Below are 16,957 nucleotides of genomic sequence, written 5' to 3'. Positions count from 1 at the left end.
AGAACATATGTGGCGGCATTCCGTCCGAGGCGCGGTCATCGCCGTCGGGGCGGCGCTTGTGGTCGGGTTCGGGGCCACCGCGGCCTCGGCGCACGTGACGGTCGCTCCGGAGACCGCGACGCAGGGCGACTATGCGGCCTTCGTGTTCCGTGTCCCGAATGAGCGGGACGACGCGAACACCGTCAAGGTCGACGTTCAGTTGCCGTCGGGTGTGCCGCTGGCGTCGGTCCGCGTCAAGGCGCATCCGGGCTGGTCCTATGAGATCAAGAAGACGAAGCTGGCCACGCCGGTCGAGTCGGATGGTGTCAAGGTCACCGAGGCGGTCAGTGAGATCATCTGGACCGCGCAGGACCCGAAGGCGGGGATCAGACCGGACGAGTACGACGAGTTCGCCGTGAGCGCGGGGCCGCTGCCGAAGGCCGATTCGATGACCTTCAAGACGCTGCAGTACTACGGCGACGGTCAGGTGGTGCGCTGGATCCAGGAGCCGCAGCCGAACGGCCCGGAGCCGGAGAACCCCGCTCCGGTGCTCAGGCTCCTGCCCCCGTCGAAGACCGGCGCCGGACCGGCCGTGGACGCGCCGGCGCGGGTCTCCCGCGGCGCCGTGGTCGTCGCGCTCGCGTCTGCGGTGATGGCGCTCCGCACGTCGCGCCGCTGAGAGTCCGCAAGGGCAAGCGTGTCGGCGCGGTCCGGGCATCCGGCCCGTGAGCCGGAAAGGGTGCAGCCCCCCGCCTGATGGCGGAGGGCTGCTGTGGTAGGGAGGGCCCGCCTCAGCGGCGGCTGCTTGATGCGATCATCCAGTCATCAGGCAGCCGACACGGGAAGCGATGGCCTGGAGCCAGCTGGCGTTACCGACGGGGCGGCACGACCCGCTGGGGCGGCGGGAGGGTCGGCGTCCCCGGCGGGAGCGGCGGCGTTCCCTGCGGAAGCGGCTGCGGCCGGGGGTCGATCCGCTCGGTCATGGTGTACTCCTTCGTCTGCTCTGCGGTCAGCGTCCGCTTCTTTGGCGCGGACGGGCCCGGTCCGGATGGAGCGGGTCGATCTTGACCGTACGGGGGTCGGTGTTCGGCGCAATCGTCCTGGCGCGGGAATTTCGCGGGTCCTGTGGGGGGAACGGTCGGGTGCTACGGCTCCCCCGCTGCCGTGGCCGGGGGTCCGCCGGCTCGAGTGGGGGCCAGGCCTTCCAAGCCGGTGCGGGGGCCGGTGACGTCTTCACCGGTGGCGGCGATGGTGCCGGTGAGGCGCGCGCCGGCGCGTACGGTCGCTCCGGGCAGGATCAGGGACCGGTTCACTTCGGCGCCGGGTTCGATGACGCAGCCGGGGAACAGGACGCTGGAGCGGACGACGGCGCCGGGTGGCACGGTGACGTCCGCGCCGACGAGGCCGCGGGGGCCGTCGAGGCGTGGGGGCGTGTCGGTGAGGGTGCGCGGGAGGGTGTCCGGTGGGAGCGGGAAGGGCCGGTGCAGGAGCTTGAGCTGTTCGAGGTGGTAGCGCTCGACGGTGCCGATGTCGGCCCAGTAGCCGCTGATCGGGTACGCCTGGACGCGCCGTCCCTCACCGATCATGAGGGGCAGGACGTCGCGGCTGATGTCGTGCTGCCAGCGGTCCTGCCCGAGCGCGGCGAGTGAGTGCAACACGTCGTGGAGGACGTCGGCGCGGAACAGGCAGAACGCGGTGAAGACCAGGTCGGAGGTCGGCTCGGCGGGTTTTTCGACCAGTTGGCGGACGCGCAGGTCCGCGTCGACGTCGACCATGCCGAACAGGTGCACGAACCGTCGTTCGATGCGCTGGACTCCGATGGTGGCGTCCGCGCCGGCGGCGCGGTGCGCGGCGACCATGGGCCCGTAGTCGTGGACGTAGACGTGGTCGGCGTGCTGGATGAGGATGTCGTGGGCGCCGGGGGCGAAGACGTGGTCGGCGTTGGTGAGGAGGGCGTCGGCGGTGCCGGCTTCGGGTGGGCGTGGCGGCAGGGGTTCGCCGGGGGTGAGGGCGCCGGAGCGGATGAGGTGGTCGTGGGGGCCGTAGTTGATCCGCACTCCCCTGCCGTCCCAGTGGCCGCGGAGGTGGTCGATGAGGTCGCGTTCGCGGTGCAGGGACAGCAGGACGATCTCCGGTATTCCGGAGCGGGCGGCGTTGGCGACGCTGAAGTCGACGAGGCGGCAGGACGCGGCGTAGGGGACGAGGGGTTTGCAGAGGGTGTCGGTGAGGTGGCCCATGCGTTCACCGAGGCCGCCGGCGAGCAGGGCCGCGCGTACGTCGTGCAGGGTCATCGGGTCCTCCTCCGGCGTGGGTGCGGGCGGGTCACCAGGTGCGTCCCTGTGGGGCGTGCTGTGGGAGCAGGTCGCGCAGGAGCCGTGTCGAGACGTGGACGCTTTGTTCGCGGGGCAGCAGCGCGTCTTCGTGTTCGACGTACAGGGTGCCGTGGAAGTCCTCGTCGAGCAGCGCGGAGATGATCGCGGGCCAGGGCAGTTCGCCGGCGCCGAGGGCGCGGAACCGGATGGGTGGTCCGGGGCCGTAGCGGGACCAGCCGGCGCCGTGGGGGGCCTGGGTGGTGGTCCAGCGTTGCAGGTCTTTGGCGTGTGCGGCGGCGAGGTCGGTTCCCCAGCCGCGTACGGCGTCGACGGGGTCGTGGCCGGTGGCGGCGAGGTTGGCGGGGTCCAGGCAGATCCGTACGGTGGCGCGGGGTTCGGTGCGGGCGGCGGCGTCGAGGAGCCTGCGGGTGCTGGCGCGGTCGTAGGCGACCTGTTTGGGGTGGGGTTCGATGAGGAGGGTCACGCCGTGTTCGGCGGCGAGGGTGAGGATGGGGTGGGCGCGTTCGCACCAGGTGGTGATGTTGTCGTCCCAGGTGACGGGGCTGTGCCACCAGGAGAGCCAGCGGGTGAGGTCGGGGACGCCGAGCATGAGGCGGGCGTGGGGCGCGCCGAGGTCGGCGGCGAGGCGGATGGTGTCGCGGGCGTGGCGGAGGGCGTGGTCGTGTTTGGCGTGTTCGGTGCCGTGCAGGACGGGGTCGGTGTGGGGGCCGTGGGGGCCGAGGAGGAGTTGGGTGTCGCGGCTGTTGCTGACGCAGCCGACGTCGACGCCGGTGAGTGCGGTGCGCAGTTCGGCGCGGTAGGTGTCGTCGTGGGACCAGCGGTTCAGGTCGAGCAGGCCGGTGGTGGCGTCGGTGGGCAGGTCGAGGGTGTCGGCGCCGGTCTCGGTGGCGTGCTGGAGGGCGGTGGTGAGGTCGGAGCCGCCCCAGGCGGCCAGGCACAGTCCGATGGTGATCGGCGGGTCGCCGATGCGGGGGCGGCGGGTCGGGGGTGCCGGTCGGCGGGGCCGGGGTGGCGGCGGGTCCAGGTCGATGAGCCAGGCGGCGGTGCCGGCCGGGCCGCCGGGTGGGTGGAGCCGGCCGTCCTTGAGGGTGTGGCGCAGGGCGGCGTGGACGGTGGCGGCCGGTTCGGTGATGGGGGCGACGTGGGCGGCCCCGAGTTCGTTTCGCAGTCTGCGGTCGAGTTCGGTGAGCATCTCCGGGCAGCCGCGCAGCACTCCCCCGCCGGCGGCGGCGGACCAGGGGCCGGTGAGTTCGGCGCGGTCGTGGGCGGCGCGGACGCCGAGGATGAGTTCGTCGAGTGCGGCGGTCACGAGGGCGGTGGCGGGTTCGTCGCCGTCGAGCCAGGCGTCGCAGACGGCGGGGGCGAGGGCGGCGACGGCGGTCTTGGGGAAGGCCGCGGCGGCGAGGCTGCGGGCGAGTTCGGCCGGGGGCCGGCCGTGCCGGGCGGTGAGGCGGGCGCCGATCGTGGTGGCCGGTCCCCGGCCGTCCTCGGCGCGGACGGCGGCGCGCAGTCCGGCCATGCCGAGGTCGAAGGCGCTGCCCTCGTCGCTGCCGAGGTATTCGCAGCCGCCGACGCGGGCGAGGCGGGGGTGGTCGCCGGCGGCGATGAACCCTGATCCGGTGCCGCAGACGAGGGCGACGCCGCGGCCGTGCAGCGGTGGGGCCAGGAGCCAGGGCAGGGCGTCGTTGGACAGGATGAGGCTGCCGTGCAGGCCGGCGTGGCGGGCGAGTTCGCGCAGGCGGTCGGGTTCGGTGCCGGGGGTGGTCAGGTCGACGGTGGCGGTGGCGAGCCATCCGGTGCCGGGCCGGCCGTCGAGGGCCTGGGCGATGTCGTGGAGGAGGGCGCGCAGGTTGTGGTCGGCGGTGTCGCCTCCGGTGGAGGCGGGGTTGATGGGGCCGTGGGTGGTGATGGCCCCCGGATCCGGCGTCGGGAGGATCGCGGAGGTGGTGGTTCCGCCGGCGTCGACGGCCCACAGTGCGGTCATGGGCGGCCTGCCGGGAGGTCCTCGGCGGTGGCGCGCAGGAGGGCGGCGCGTACTTCGTCCTCGGTGACGTCGTCGGTGATGAGGGTGGTGCCGAGTTCGACGGGGAGGACGAAGCGCAGGCTGCCGTCGCGGATCTGCCGGATCTTGCCGAGTGCGGTGAGGACGTCGTCGATGGGGGGTACGGCGCGGAGCTGGTGGAGGCGGACGGGCAGGTCGAGGTCGGTGAGCAGGTGGGTGATGCGGTCGGCGACGGCGGGGTCGAGCAGGCCGCGGGCGCGGGCGATGTCGACGGCGATGGCCATGCCGAAGGCGACGGCCTCGCCGTGCAGGACGGGGCCGTATCCGGTGGTGGTCTCGACGGCGTGCCCGACGGTGTGGCCGAAGTTGAGGGGGCGGCGCAGGTCCTGTTCGTAGGGGTCGCGTCCGACGAGTTCGGATTTGATGGCGCCGGCCGCGCGGACGAGTGTCTCGGTGGCGGGGCGGCGGTGGTGGAGGAGGTCGTCGGCGTGGTTCTCGATGAACTCGAACAGCTCCGGGGAGGCGATGACCGCTTTTTTGACGGCTTCGGCGAGGCCGGCGCTGGTCTGCCTGGTGTCGAGGGTGTCGAGGTAGGACAGGCAGGAGATGACGGCGCGGGGCTGGTGGAACGCTCCGACGAGGTTCTTGGCGGAGTTGTGGTCGACGGCGACCTTCCCGCCGATGGCGGCGTCGACCTGGGCGAGGAGGGTGGTGGGGACGTTGATGTAGGGCACTCCGCGCATGTACGCGCTGGCGACCCAGCCGACGGTGTCGAGGATCACGCCGCCGCCGAGGGCGATGACGACGTCGCGGCGGGCGAGGTCGAGCTGGGTGAGCCAGTCGATGAGGAGGTAGGCGGTGTCGAGGGTCTTGCTGCGCTCCCCCGGCGGGACGGCGATGTTGCCGAGCAGCAGGCCGTGCTCCTGGAGGGTGCGGGTGAGGTCGCCCGGTGGCAGGGCGGCGACGGTGCGTTCGGTGATGACCGCGGCGCGGCGGCCGTCGAGTTCGGCCAGGAGCGCCTGGGTGGCCGCTGCCGGATCGGCTGCGACGTGGATGCGGTAGGTGTCGTTTCGTTGGTGAGTGACCTCAATGGCCGACGGGGTCGTGGACAACGGGATGCGGTCGTGAACGACGTGACCGTTTACGGCCATCTTTCTTCCCTTACTTAGATCGACCAAATGTGTCGGGGTTACCCCACCGGTCCGCACCATAACCTTTTAACGGATGTGTTTGGCAAACACCAGATTTGTCAATGATCAGTCCCGATGCGTAAGTGTGCGGATGCCCGGCGGGCCGGGCGGGCCGGCCCTGACGGGGACGCGGGGCGTACCCGGACGCCGGGGGTGGCGGCGTGCTGACGATGGTGGTGGGCAGCGGCTACCTCGGCGGCCGCATCGGCGCCCGGATCCGCGCGCTGGGCGGCAGGGCGGTGCTGTGCTCGCGGCGGCCGCCTGCGGCGCGGTCCGCGGCGGGCCTGGAGTGGCGCGAGCTGGACGTGCGGGACGCGCGGGCGTGCCGGGACGTCGTGCGCGGCGTGGCGCCGGACTCCCTCGTCATCGTGCACGGCCCGTCCGACATCACCTGGTGCGAGGAGCATCCGCGGGAGGCGATGGCCGCGCACGGTACGGGCGCGGTGAACCTGGCGGCCGCCGCCGGGCGGCTCCCGGTGCTGCTGGTCTCCACCGACAACGTCTTCGCGGGAACGCGGGACAGCTACGGCGAGTCCGACCAGGTCGCGCCCGCCAACGCCTACGGCCGGGCCAAGCTGGCGGCCGAACAGGCCCTGCTGGACACCGGGGCGGCGCTGGTGCTGCGGGTGAGCCTGGTCTACGGCTGGGACCCGGACGGGCACCGCCCCAACTACTTCACCACCTGCGTGCGCTCGCTGCGGGCGGGGCGCGCGGTCGAGGCCCCGGACGACCACTGGAACACCCCCGTGCTCGTCGACGACGTGGCGGCCTGGTCGGCCGAGCTGGTGCGGACCCGGCGGACCGGGGTGCTGCACCTGGCGGGGCCCGAGCGGCTGTCCCGGTACGCGTGGGCGCGGCGGATCGCCGCCGGCCTGGGCCTGGGCGAGGACCTGGTCCGGGCCGTCGGCAAGGCCGGCACGGCGTACGCGTGCCGGCCGAGCAACGCCTGCCTGCACAGTGAGCACGCGGCGGACCTGCCGGAGCTGGCCGGGCTGTGGCCGGTCGACGTCGATGAGGGCACCCGGCGGCTGGCCGCGGTGGCGCTCGCCCCCGAAGGACCTCCTGCCGTCCCCGCCCCCCGATCCGTGGAGGAGTGAGAGTGAGCAAGCGCGTCTTCCTCGCCAGCAAACGCGCGGTCGTCAGTTACGCGCCCGAGCCGGAGACCGGGCGGCTGCGCGCGTGGCTGGCACCCGGCGGCACCGGGAACGTGGTCGCCGAGCAGGCCGGGTACCTGGACGTGGCGTGGATCGTGAGCGCGGACAGTGACGCGGACCACCAGGCGGCCCTGGAACATCCGGACGGGATGCGGATCGAGCTGCCGTCGGGGCGGGGGGTGCGGCTGCACCAGCTGCGCCACGACCGCGACACGTTCCGGATCGTGCAGGACTTCTTCACCGCCGAGCTGATGTGGGCGGGCAACAACTACGGGTGGGACCGGTGGACGCGGCCGTCGTTCGGGGCCGAGACCCGGGCGGCGTGGGAGCGGTTCGGGGAGTTCACCGAGGACTTCGCCGGTGAGCTGCTGCGGCGCTCCGAAGGTGAGCCCGACCCGGTGTTCCTCGTCCATGACTACCAGCTGGTGCGGGTGCCGCAGCGGCTGCGGGCCGAGCGCCCGGACGCGCCGATCCTGTTGTTCGTGCACATTCCCTGGCCGGCCGCGGACTACTGGCGGATCCTGCCGAAGATGATGCGGACGGGGGTGCTGGAGGGCATGCTGGCGGCCGACGTCATCGGGTTCTTCGCGCGCCGCTGGTCGGCCAACTTCCTGGCGTGCGTGGCCGACCTGCTGCCGGACGCCGAGGTCGACGTCGCCGCCGGCACCGTACGGCGGGGCGGGCACGTGACGAAGGTGTGCACGCAGCCGCTCGGCTACAGCCCGGAGACGCTGCACCGCAGGGACGCGCGGCTGCCCGAGGGCGTCGCGGAGTGGGCCGGCGACCGTCCGCTGGTGGTGCACTCGGGCCGCACCGACCCGATCAAGAACGGGGAGCGCGCCGTGCGGGCGTTCGTCGCGGCGGTCGAGGCGAACGAGCGGTTGCGCGGGACGCGGATGCTGGTGCGGATGAACCCGAACCGGCTGTACGTCGAGGCCAACGCCGAGTACCAGCGACGGGTGGAGGCTGCGGTGGCCGAGGCGAACGCCGCGCTGGGCGCGGGCACGGTCCGGGTGCACTGCGACAACGAGGTCGGTCACACGTTCGGCTGTTTCGAGCGGGCGGACCTGCTGATGTTCAACTCGACGGTGGACGGCCAGAATCTGAGTGTCTTCGAGGCGCCGCTGGTGAACGAGCGCGACGCCGACGTGGTCCTGTCGGAGCTGGCCGGGGCGGCGGAGATCCTGGGGCCGGTGTGCCGGACGGTGAACCCGTTCGACCTGGTGGAGCAGAGCGAGGCGATCGCCGCGGGGCTGCTGGCCGGGCCGGGCGAGCGGGCCGAGGCGGCGCGGCGGCGGCGGGAGACCGCCCGGCCGTGGACGCTGGAGGCGTGGGTCACCGCGCAGCTCGAGAGCCTGGGCGTCCGCTGATGGAGGCCGGTCCGGGGGCGTTCGCGTACTACGAGCTGGGCGAGGCCCGGCTGGTGCGCGGTGAGGGCGTGCGGGTCTGGGACGAAGGCGGCCGGGAGTACCTGGACTGTGTGGCCGGGACGTTCAACCTGGTGCTGGGGCACAACCATCCGGCGGTGCTGGCGGCGGTGCGGGGACAGCTGGATGATCTGGTGTTCGCCAGCTCGTCGTTCCGTACGGAGCCGACCGACCGGGTGATGGAGCTGCTGGTGGAGATGAGCCCGCCAGAGCTGACGCGGGTGAACCTTCGCAGTTCGGGCGGGTCGACGGCGAACGAGGGCGCCATCAAGATCGCCCAGTGGGTGACCGGGAGGCGTGATGTGATCGTGCCGTTCCGGGGGCATGTCGGGCAGAGCGTGGCCGCGACCAGCTACAACGGGACGTCGCGGATGCGGGCCCCGTTCCCGTACCACCTGCCGGGGGCGGTGCACGTCCCCGACCCGTACTGTTTCCGCTGTTTCTACCGGCAGACGCCGGACCGGTGCGGCATGTGGTGCGTGGACCGGATCGAGGACTTCATCACCTACGCCAGCTCCGGCAGCGTCGCCGCGATGATCATCGAGCCGATCAGCGGGGTGGGCGGGAACGTCGTCCCGCCCCCGGGCTACCTGCGGCGGCTCAAGGAGTTCTGCGACGAACGCGGCATCATCCTGATCTTCGATGAGAACCAGACGGGCCTGGGCCGCACGGGCCGGCTGTTCGCCGCCGACCACTTCGGCGTGACACCGCACATGATGACGCTGTCGAAGGGGCTGACGGGCAGCGGGTTCCCGCTGGCCGCGATCCTCACCGAGGAACGCCTGGTGGGCATGCCGCGCTCGATGCACGGGTTCACCTACGGTGGCCACACCCTGTCGGCGGCGGCCGCGGTGGTGACGCTGCAGGAGGTCCGCCGCCCGGAGTTCCTCGCCGGGGTGCGCGCGTCGGGCGCGGTGCTGCTGGAGCGGCTGCGCGCGCTGCGGGCGGACTTCCCGTGCGTCGGGGACGTGCGCGGGGTCGGGCTGATGCTGGGCGTGGAGCTGGTCGAGCCGGACGGGTCCCGCTCCCCCCGGCTGGCCACCGCGTTGAACAAGGCCCTGTACGAGCGGTCGGTGATCACCCGGGTGTCCGAGCACGGCCTGGGCAACGTGATCGAGTTGCGGCCGCCGCTGGTGCTGTCGGTGGAGGACGCCGGCCTGGTCGCCGACCGGTTCGGTGAGGCGCTGGAGACGCTGCGGCCGTGAACGCCCTTCCGGGAACCGGCCCGGCGCCGCCGGGCCCGCTGAGCGTGGAGCTGACCGGGTCGGGGCCGCGGCTGTCGCGTGCCCGGCCCCGCCGCCCGGACGGCGCGCACACGGTGCTGGTCGAACCGCTGGTCGTAGGCGTGTGCCGTTCGGACCTGAAGGAGATCGCCGGGCAGCGGCCCGGGCCGAGCCAGTTCGGCCACGAGCTGGTCGGGGTGGTGGCGCGCAGTTCGACGCCGCGGCTGCCGGTGGGCGCCCGGGTCTGCCTCGACCCGAACGTCCCGGTGCTGCGGGGCACCGGGTTCGCCCGCGCGATGTGGGTCGGCGGGGACGACGAGCCGCTGGCGCGGGCACTCCCCCTGGCGCCCGCCGGGGTTCCGGAGCGGCGGCTGGTCTTCGCCGAGCCGCTGGCGTGCGCGGCGCACTGCCTGACCATGGCCGGGCGGCATCTGGGCCGCGCCGGCCTGCGGGGCGCGGCGATGTGCGTGCTGGGGGCGGGGACGGCCGGGGTGCTCATCAGCCGGCTCGCCGAGGCCGCCGGCGCCGGTGTCTCGCTGGTCAACCGGGACGCCGACCGGCTCGCGTTCCTGTCGGCGCGGCGGATGCTGCCGGGCGCCGGCGGGATGCGCCTGGCCGAGGCGCCCTCCGGCGGCCACGACGTCGTGGTCGTCGCCACGAGTTTCGTGCTGCCCGAACTGCTGACACACGCGCTGCGGCTGGTCCGCCCGGGCGGGCTGGTGATGCTGTACGGCGGTACCGCCGCCGGTGACGGGCTCCCGGGCCTGGACTGCGACCTGGATCGGGTGCGGCGCGGCGAGCTGGTGGCGGCGGCGCGGTGGCGGGGCAGGCCGGTGCGGGTGGGCGGCAGCTATGGCACCACGCCCGCCGACTTCGCGCTGGCGCTGCGCGCCCTGGCCGGCGCACCGGACGGGCTCGGTGTCGAGCGGCTGATCACCGCCGAGGTGGCCCTGCCGGAACTGCCGGACCTCCTGCGCCGGATGGCGGCCGAGCGGTGCTTCGGGAAGGTGCTGGCCCGCCCGTGACGGGCCCGCCCGGGCGCGGGGCGGCGGCGCGCGGCCGGGACGGCCGACGCCGGTGCCGGTGCCGGGACCGCGGTCCGGGTCCGGACGGTCAGCGGACCAGCCGCAGGACCGCGGCCAGGCCCCGCGCCGCGCCGGCGGACCGCTCGCTGGGCAGCAGGTAGACCGGCAGCCCGGCGCGTACGGCCGCGCCGTCCTTGGCGGGGTCGTCTCCGACGTACAGGACCCGTCCCGGGGGCGTGCCCAGCCGCTCACACGCCAGGGCGAACAGCGCGGGGTCGGGTTTGGCGAGGCCGTGCTCGCAGGACAGCACCACGGTGTGCAGGGCGTCGAGGACCTCGACGCGCGCGAAGGCCGGCCGGATGTCCCAGCCGATGTTGCTGAGCACTCCGGTGCGCACCCCGGCCTCCCGCAGGGCGCGCAGCACCGGGACGGTGTCGGGGTAGGGCAGCCAGGCGTGGGGGTCGGTCAGGCAGGCGTAGAGCGCTTCGACGAGCGGGGCCTCGAACGGGCCGGCGTCGGCGATCAGTGTGGTCCAGACCCTCCGGTGGGCCTGCGGTGACAGGTCGCATCCCTCCCGGGCGGCGAAGCCCTCGGGTGAGTCGACGTGCCGCAGGGTCCGCCGGATCACCTCCGCGGCACCGGTCTCGTCGAGTCGTACGCCGTGGCGGGCGGCGGCCGCGGCGAGGGCGGCCGGGTCCAGCACGCCGGTGTCGTCGAACAAGGTGCCGGAGAAGTCGAACAGGACTGCTTCGGCCCGGGCGTCGGCGAGTTGATCCACGGGCGCCAGCATAGGGCGGCGGGCGGGCCGGGATGGCGTCCTGCTCCCGAACGTGTCCCCAGCCCCAAAGTGGCGGTCTGGGGGCGGGCGTTCATCTAACGAGCGTTTGACGAACGCCCGCGCGGGCCGCGCCCGGCGTACCGCGGTGTCCCGATTCGGGCGTTCATTTTGCCGTTCATTTCCCGATAATGACCTTGGCTCCTGACCTGCATCAGATCGAGGCCGGGGCGGAGATGTTCGAAACGGGGGAGGCACAGCAGTGAGAGACCAGCTCCTCGGGGACCGATACCGGCTGGTACGACAGCTCGGCGAGGGCGGAATGGGCCAAGTATGGGAGGCACACGACGAAACGCTGGGCCGGCCTGTCGCAGTCAAAGTGATCTCCCTGCTCGCCGGCGGCGGAAGCCGTGGCGACGAGGCACGCGCCAGGTTCCTGCGTGAGGCCCGGATCACGGCTCGTCTGCAGCATCCGCACATCGTGACCGTCCACGACCTCGGCGAGAGCGGTCCCGAGAACGGCAACGCCCCGTTTCTGGTGATGGAACTGGTCCGGGGCGAGGGCCTGGACGCCAAGCTGGCCCGGGGCGACGTCAGTCTGGAAGAGGCGGCCCAGTGGGGCGCGCAGGTCTGCGAAGCCCTGGCCGAGGCGCATGCGGCGGGCGTGATGCACCGGGACATCAAGCCGTCCAACGTCTTCATCACGCACACCGGTGCGGTGAAGGTCCTCGACTTCGGCGTTGCGCGGGCGGCCGACCCGTACGCCACCGCCGACCGTCTCACCCAGACCGGGTTCATCGTCGGCACGCCTCCGTACATGGCCCCCGAGCAGGCACGTGGCTACCCGGAGCCGGGCAGCGACCTGTACGCACTCGGGTGTCTGCTGTTCGAGCTGATCACCGGCCGATTGCCCTTCCAGGCACCCGACAGCGTCGGCTATTTGACGGCCCACCTCAGCCAGGAACCACCCGCTCCCAGTTCGGTGCGGCCCGATATCCCCGGCGCGTGGGACGGTCTCGTACGCAGACTCCTGAGGAAGGACCCGGCCGAGCGGTACGAAACCGCAGGTGACGTCTCTCGTGCCCTGCGGCAGCTCGACCGGGCGGCAACCACCAGGGTGCTCACCCGGAAGGACGACGTCTCCCCGTCTTCGGCCACTAGGAGCACGTCAGTGGGCGGCCCCTGGCTGCCGGGCACCGTGTGGCTCCTGACCGTAGTGGCGACCGCGGTCCTGGTCTCGATCAACGTGAACGGTGTCTCCGACGCCCGCGACGCAGCGACAGGCGCCCTCGCGGTCACTCTCGCCACCGCCTGGCTCATCGGCTATTTCGTTCTCATGTCGCGTCCGGGCTGGCGTGCGGCGGTGACGAAAGTGACCCGGTTCGTCCTGCCGCTGCTCGTGTTCGGCATCTACGGCATGGTGATCGCCAGGACGGCCAAGGACTACGGGGGCTATGGGCTGTACTGGTGGAAGCTGGGCATCTCCACCGTCGCTCTGGCGAGCCTGCTCGCCCTTGCCGCCGCCCTCACACCGCGGACTGGACTCTGGACCCGCAGAGTGGGCTATGCACTCGTGGCCTTCAACGCCATCGCGCTGGTCGACACCGGAGCCGCTCAGTTGGACATCTCTGTCTCCGTCACCCACTACATCGCCTTCGTCGACCCGCAACCGGGCACGGCCCCCGCTGCCGTCCTGGCCGTCGCGATGTACTGCATCCGCGAGATCGCGACCCGCCGGGCGGCGGACGGTCAGCGCTTGTCCCACACCGAGGTGTCGTTGCGGTAGTGGCTCCAACGGCCTACGCGTGGACGGTCAACCAGAACTGGCCGAGCAGAAGCACCGCGCCCTGCACGCCCTGGATCACGTCCTGCGCGGCACGGATGCCGCACAGACGGCCGAGGGCGCCGCGCTGGTGCAGAGCTACGCAGTGTTGGTCGCTCGTGCACGGCTACACCACCCTCGCACTGGAGGGAGCGATCGACGAGGAAGCCGCCGACCCGTTGACGAGCGACCTGCTCCCCGCGATGCTCCGGCTCGTCGATGTACACCCCGGAGACCGGCGGTAATCGACGAAGGCTCCACGTCGTGGCAGCGCAGCCTCACTCGCCGGCCCCAACGCAGCCGTGCCCAGTCCGTGCTCACTGTCGACTCCCGGAATCCCAGCGCCTCGCGGACTTGCCCCCGGTGGTGACGCCGGGATCAGGCGTCGGCGCGCTCGGGCGCCGGGCGCGCCGACGGGGCGGTGAACCCGCTCAGGCGCAGCAGCGGCGGGGTCAGCGCGACCAGGGCGGCGGCCAGGGCCGCGACCGCGACCATCGCGCCGCGCAGGCCGGTGGCGTCGGCCCACACGCCGACGTAGACCGGGCCGAGGAGGAAGCCCATGTAGGACACGGTGCCGACGATCGAGGTCGCGCGGCCCCGGTAGGCCTCCTCGACGTTGCGTGACACGACGCCCAGGAGGGTGGGGAACAGCACGGCGGTTCCCGCGCCGCCCAGGATGAGTCCCACGGCGGCCAGGAGCAGGTTCGGGGAGACGGAGATGACCAGCGCTCCCAGCGCGGCGGTGGCGGCGCCGCCGAGCAGGACCGGCCGGGCGTGGGCGTCGTTGAGCCCGCCGAGGCAGAACCGTGTGATCGCGACGGTCCCGGCGAACACGGCGGGGGCGACGGTGGTGAGCCACGCCCCGGCGTGCAGCTCGTCCTGGGCGAAGACCGCGCTCCAGCTCTGGTGGGCGTTCTCGCTGGCGAAGGCGAGCGTGCCCAGCACCCCGACGAGCAGGAGGGGCAGGAGCCGGGACCGGGTGACCGGGGCGAGCCGCGCCGGGGCGGCCTCCCCCTCGTCCTGGCCGGCGGCGCCCGGCGGAAGGGTCGTGAACAGGGCCGCGCCGGCGGCGACGGACAGGGCGGCCACCACGGCGAAGGGGACGGCCAGCGGCAAGGATGCGGCGGAGGCGGCGCCGGTGCCCAGGCTGGTGAGGACGACCAGGGCGGAGAAGGTGCCGTGGGCGCGGGTGATGACGGGCCGTCCGGCGAGCTTCTCGGCCCGCCCGGCGACCGCGTTCATGGCCACGTCCGCGGCGCCGCTGGAGGCACCGGCGACGGCGAGGCCGACGCACAGGGCCGGCAGGTCCACCGCGGTCAGGGCCAGGCCGGCGCCGACGAGGCCGAGCAGGGCGATGACGGCGGCCGAGACCCTCAGCCCCCACCGGTCGAGCACCCGGCCGACCAGAATCATCGCCGGCAGTGCGCCGGCGCCGACGAACAGCAGGGCGAAGCCGAGTTCGCCGTCGGTGACGTCGGCCTGGTCCTGGACCCGGGGCACCGAGGCGCCCCACACTCCCCAGAACGCGCCGAAGGCGGCGAAAGCCGTGAACGCCGAGACCACCAGGCTGCGTGGCGAGGTAATGACGTACTCCTTCGGCCCGTGTCGGTGCGCGTCGCGGACGATCACCGTACCGAAGCGCGCCGTTGCCCGTAAGCCGATCCGCCGCCCCGGGCGTCCCCGGCTCCTTTCGGAGGGGGCGGTCAGCGGCGTACGGCGACGGGGCAGTCGGCGTGGTGCAGGACGGCCTGGCTGACCGAGCCGAGCAGCAGGCCGCGGAAGCCGCCTCTGCCGCGGGAGCCGACGATGAGCAGGTCCGCGGCCGCGGAGGCGTTGATCAGGGCCTCGGCGGGATGGGCGGGCACGGTGACGAGGTCGACGGGCACGTCCGGGAGGCGCCGGCCGTGCCGTTCGATCGCCTCGATCAGAGCGGGGTCGGCGGTGACGGTCGCGTCCTCGACGGCGTGGACGGCGGTCAGTTCGGCGCCGCGGAGGGCCGCCTCGTCGAACGCGTAGGCGAGGGCGGCCAGGGAGGGGTCGGAGCCGTCGACGCCGACGACGATCCGCTGCGCCTTGTGCGGGCGGCCGCGTACGACGACCACGGGGCAGGGGGCGCGGGCAGCGAGTTCGACGCCGGTGGAGCCGACGAGCAGTCTGCCGACGGCGCCGATCCCTCGGGAGGCGACCACCATCAGTGAGGCGTGGGCGGCCTGCTGGAGCAGGACGGGGATGGGTGCGCCGTCGAGGACGGTGGTCTCGACGGGCAGCTCCGGCGCGCGGGCCTGCGCGCGGCGCTCGGCGGTGCGGGCGATCTGGTCGGACGTCTCACGCAGAGAGTCCAGCTCCGAGCCGAGCAGGGGCGGGCCCAGGGGTGCGTACAGCATCGGCAGGGTGAAGACGTGGACGATGCGCAGCGGTGCGTGGCGCAGGCGTGCCTCGTCCGCGGCCCATTCGACGGCGGTGAGGCTCTCGTCGGAGCCGTCGACGCCGACGGTGACGGGACCGGTCCCGGGCTGGTCGTGCATGTGGACCTCCTCTTGGTCGTCTCCAGCTCATCAACGGCGGGGCGGGGCCGGGCAGGGACCAACGGCCCGGAACGGCGGCCGACGGCCCCTTCTCCGGTGCGTCCGGTGGTGGTGCCTCGCAGGCGACCGGCGCCAGGGCGGGAATGTCGGGGATATCGGGGAATGCCGTCTCCAGGACGGCGGAGCCGGTCGCTCGACAGGGTCGTTGGTCCCTGATTTGCGGGGCGTGCCGCCCTGTCGCCCGGATCGAGTCCAGGTCTACGGTGGTGCGTCGCATCGGATCAGGAAGCGAGGCGGATATGACCGTCCGGGTGTTCTTGCTGGACGACCATGAAGTCGTCCGGCGCGGGGTGGCGGCCCTGCTGTCCTCCGAGTCCGACATCGAGATCGTCGGTGAGGCCGGCAGCGCGGAGCAGGCGCTGGCCCGTATCCCGGCGGCCCGCCCGGACGTGGCCGTGCTGGACGTGCGGCTGCCCGACGGTGACGGTGTCAGCGTGTGTCGGGAGGTCCGGTCGCGGATGCCGGAGGTGGCGTGCCTGATGCTGACGTCCTTCTCCGACGAGGAGGCGTTGTTCGACGCGGTGATGGCCGGGGCCGCCGGATACGTGCTCAAGCAGATCCACGGATCGGACCTGGTCAGCGCGGTCCGTACGGTGGCGTCCGGGCAGTCGCTGCTGGATCCGCGCAGTACCGCGCAGATGCTGGCGCGGCTGCGGGAGCGGCAGACCCGCAAGGATCCGCTGGCGGCCCTGTCGACGCAGGAACGTCAGATCCTCGAGCTGATCGGTGAGGGCCTGACGAACCGGCAGATCGGCGAGCGCCTGTTCCTGGCGGAGAAGACGGTGAAGAACTACGTGTCGAACCTGTTCGCCAAGCTGGACATGCGCCGGCGTACGCAGGCGGCCGCGTTCGTGGCGCAGCTGAAGGCGGCCGAGGGCCGCGAGTCCCGTGCCGAGTGACGGCGTGCTGGACGCCGGCGGCCTGGAGGTCCTGGGCCGGCAGGAGTGCCTCGCGCTGCTCGGCGCGGCCCCGATCGGCCGGATCGTGTTCACCGACCGGGCGTTGCCGGCGGTGCAGCCGGTGAACTTCGTGCTGAGCGGCGGGGACATCGTCATCCGCACCACGGCGGGGTCGAAGCTGGCGGCGGCGGCCCGTGGCGCGGTCGTCGCGTTCGAGGCCGATGAGTTCGATCCGCGGACCGGGACCGGCTGGTCGGTGGTGGTGACCGGGCAGGCCCGTGTCGTGTCCGAGGCCGGTGAGCTGCAGCGGTTGCGCGGCCTGCCGTTGCCGGTGTGGGTGCCCGGCGAACGCGGCGACTACATCGCGATCACTCCTGAGCTTGTGTCGGGGCGGCGGATCCCGGCGCGCGGCGGCTCGGCGGCCTGAGGGCCGCTCCCCTCCCCCGCGGCACGCCGCCTTGGACGATGTACTGGTAGAACGTTGACACGCCCAGCAGGTTGAGGCCGTTGTTCAGGACGCCCACGATCAGGACACCGACGATC

At 73.0% G+C, this 16,957-nt stretch carries 15 protein-coding genes; 9 read left to right on the top strand and 6 right to left on the bottom strand.

Translation table 11 applies throughout. The features are described 5' to 3' along the window. Positions 1 to 7: 7 nt before the first annotated feature. Positions 8 to 658 (top strand): YcnI family protein, encoded by a 651-nt coding sequence (locus AB0L00_RS33160; RefSeq protein ID WP_364441071.1) that lies wholly within the window; start codon positions 8 to 10, stop codon positions 656 to 658. Between the two features lie 466 nt (positions 659 to 1,124). On the opposite strand, the gene AB0L00_RS33155 is transcribed toward AB0L00_RS33160, so the two are convergent. The 3 genes from AB0L00_RS33155 to aroB are packed head-to-tail and all read right to left on the bottom strand — an operon-like array spanning position 1,125 to position 5,465. Then, entirely contained in the window at positions 1,125 to 2,270 is a 1,146-nt protein-coding gene (locus AB0L00_RS33155) for a sugar phosphate nucleotidyltransferase (RefSeq protein WP_364441070.1), read from the bottom strand. A 31-nt stretch (positions 2,271 to 2,301) separates the two neighbouring features. Then, positions 2,302 to 4,296, bottom strand: a complete 1,995-nt coding sequence (locus AB0L00_RS33150) for a TIM barrel protein (protein WP_364441069.1) — start codon at positions 4,294 to 4,296, stop codon at positions 2,302 to 2,304. Further along, a complete protein-coding gene (gene aroB, locus AB0L00_RS33145; RefSeq protein ID WP_364441068.1) occupies positions 4,293 to 5,465 on the bottom strand; it encodes a 3-dehydroquinate synthase in 1,173 nt (390 codons plus the stop codon). Before aroB ends, AB0L00_RS33150 begins: the two co-directional genes overlap by 4 nt. A 209-nt stretch (positions 5,466 to 5,674) precedes the next feature. Between aroB and AB0L00_RS33140 the strand changes: the two genes are divergently transcribed. From AB0L00_RS33140 to AB0L00_RS33125, 4 genes are read left to right on the top strand one after another with little or no spacing between them, the layout of a single operon-like run. Further along, on the top strand, positions 5,675 to 6,601 hold the full coding sequence (locus AB0L00_RS33140) for a sugar nucleotide-binding protein (protein WP_364441234.1): 927 nt from the start codon (positions 5,675 to 5,677) through the stop codon (positions 6,599 to 6,601). A 2-nt stretch (positions 6,602 to 6,603) separates the two neighbouring features. After that, positions 6,604 to 8,028, top strand: a complete 1,425-nt coding sequence (locus AB0L00_RS33135) for a trehalose-6-phosphate synthase (RefSeq protein ID WP_364441067.1) — start codon at positions 6,604 to 6,606, stop codon at positions 8,026 to 8,028. Then, a complete protein-coding gene (locus AB0L00_RS33130) occupies positions 8,028 to 9,290 on the top strand; it encodes an aspartate aminotransferase family protein (RefSeq protein WP_364441066.1) in 1,263 nt (420 codons plus the stop codon). Before AB0L00_RS33135 ends, AB0L00_RS33130 begins: the two co-directional genes overlap by 1 nt. Next, positions 9,287 to 10,333 carry an alcohol dehydrogenase catalytic domain-containing protein gene (locus AB0L00_RS33125; protein WP_364441065.1) on the top strand — a complete coding sequence of 349 codons (1,047 nt, stop codon included), beginning with the start codon at positions 9,287 to 9,289 and terminating at the stop codon, positions 10,331 to 10,333. The genes AB0L00_RS33130 and AB0L00_RS33125 overlap by 4 nt, the downstream gene beginning before the upstream one ends. Positions 10,334 to 10,421: 88 nt before the next feature. On the opposite strand, the gene AB0L00_RS33120 is transcribed toward AB0L00_RS33125, so the two are convergent. Continuing rightward, the gene (locus AB0L00_RS33120; protein ID WP_345347806.1) at positions 10,422 to 11,111 is read right to left on the bottom strand and encodes an HAD-IA family hydrolase; all 690 of its coding nucleotides are present in this window, start codon (positions 11,109 to 11,111) and stop codon (positions 10,422 to 10,424) included. 259 nt (positions 11,112 to 11,370) lie between these two features. On the opposite strand from AB0L00_RS33120, the gene AB0L00_RS33115 reads away from it, so the two are divergent. Together AB0L00_RS33115 and AB0L00_RS33110 are read left to right on the top strand one after the other, a co-directional pair. Then, complete coding sequence (locus AB0L00_RS33115) at positions 11,371 to 12,894, top strand: serine/threonine-protein kinase (RefSeq protein ID WP_364441064.1); 1,524 nt, start codon at positions 11,371 to 11,373, stop codon at positions 12,892 to 12,894. Positions 12,895 to 13,049: 155 nt separating this feature from the next. Beyond that, entirely contained in the window at positions 13,050 to 13,175 is a 126-nt protein-coding gene (locus tag AB0L00_RS33110; RefSeq protein ID WP_364441063.1) for a hypothetical protein, read from the top strand. Positions 13,176 to 13,308: 133 nt separating this feature from the next. Here the strand turns inward: AB0L00_RS33110 and AB0L00_RS33105 are convergent, their stop codons facing one another. Together AB0L00_RS33105 and AB0L00_RS33100 are read right to left on the bottom strand one after the other, a co-directional pair. Further along, complete coding sequence (locus tag AB0L00_RS33105) at positions 13,309 to 14,559, bottom strand: MFS transporter (protein ID WP_364441062.1); 1,251 nt, start codon at positions 14,557 to 14,559, stop codon at positions 13,309 to 13,311. 74 nt (positions 14,560 to 14,633) lie between these two features. Beyond that, on the bottom strand, positions 14,634 to 15,455 hold the full coding sequence (locus tag AB0L00_RS33100) for a universal stress protein (protein WP_364441061.1): 822 nt from the start codon (positions 15,453 to 15,455) through the stop codon (positions 14,634 to 14,636). 299 nt (positions 15,456 to 15,754) lie between these two features. On the opposite strand from AB0L00_RS33100, the gene AB0L00_RS33095 reads away from it, so the two are divergent. After that, a complete protein-coding gene (locus AB0L00_RS33095) occupies positions 15,755 to 16,414 on the top strand; it encodes a response regulator transcription factor (RefSeq protein ID WP_364405822.1) in 660 nt (219 codons plus the stop codon). Next, positions 16,404 to 16,841 carry a pyridoxamine 5'-phosphate oxidase family protein gene (locus tag AB0L00_RS33090; protein ID WP_364441060.1) on the top strand — a complete coding sequence of 146 codons (438 nt, stop codon included), beginning with the start codon at positions 16,404 to 16,406 and terminating at the stop codon, positions 16,839 to 16,841. Before AB0L00_RS33095 ends, AB0L00_RS33090 begins: the two co-directional genes overlap by 11 nt. Positions 16,842 to 16,957: the final 116 nt, after the last annotated feature.

The sequence above is a fragment of the Actinoallomurus sp. NPDC052308 genome (genome assembly GCF_040679195.1).
Taxonomy (GTDB): Bacteria; Actinomycetota; Actinomycetes; order Streptosporangiales; family Streptosporangiaceae; genus Actinoallomurus; species Actinoallomurus liliacearum.
Note: the sequence above shows the minus strand (reverse complement) of the source record. Positions and strands in the feature narration are given on the sequence as shown.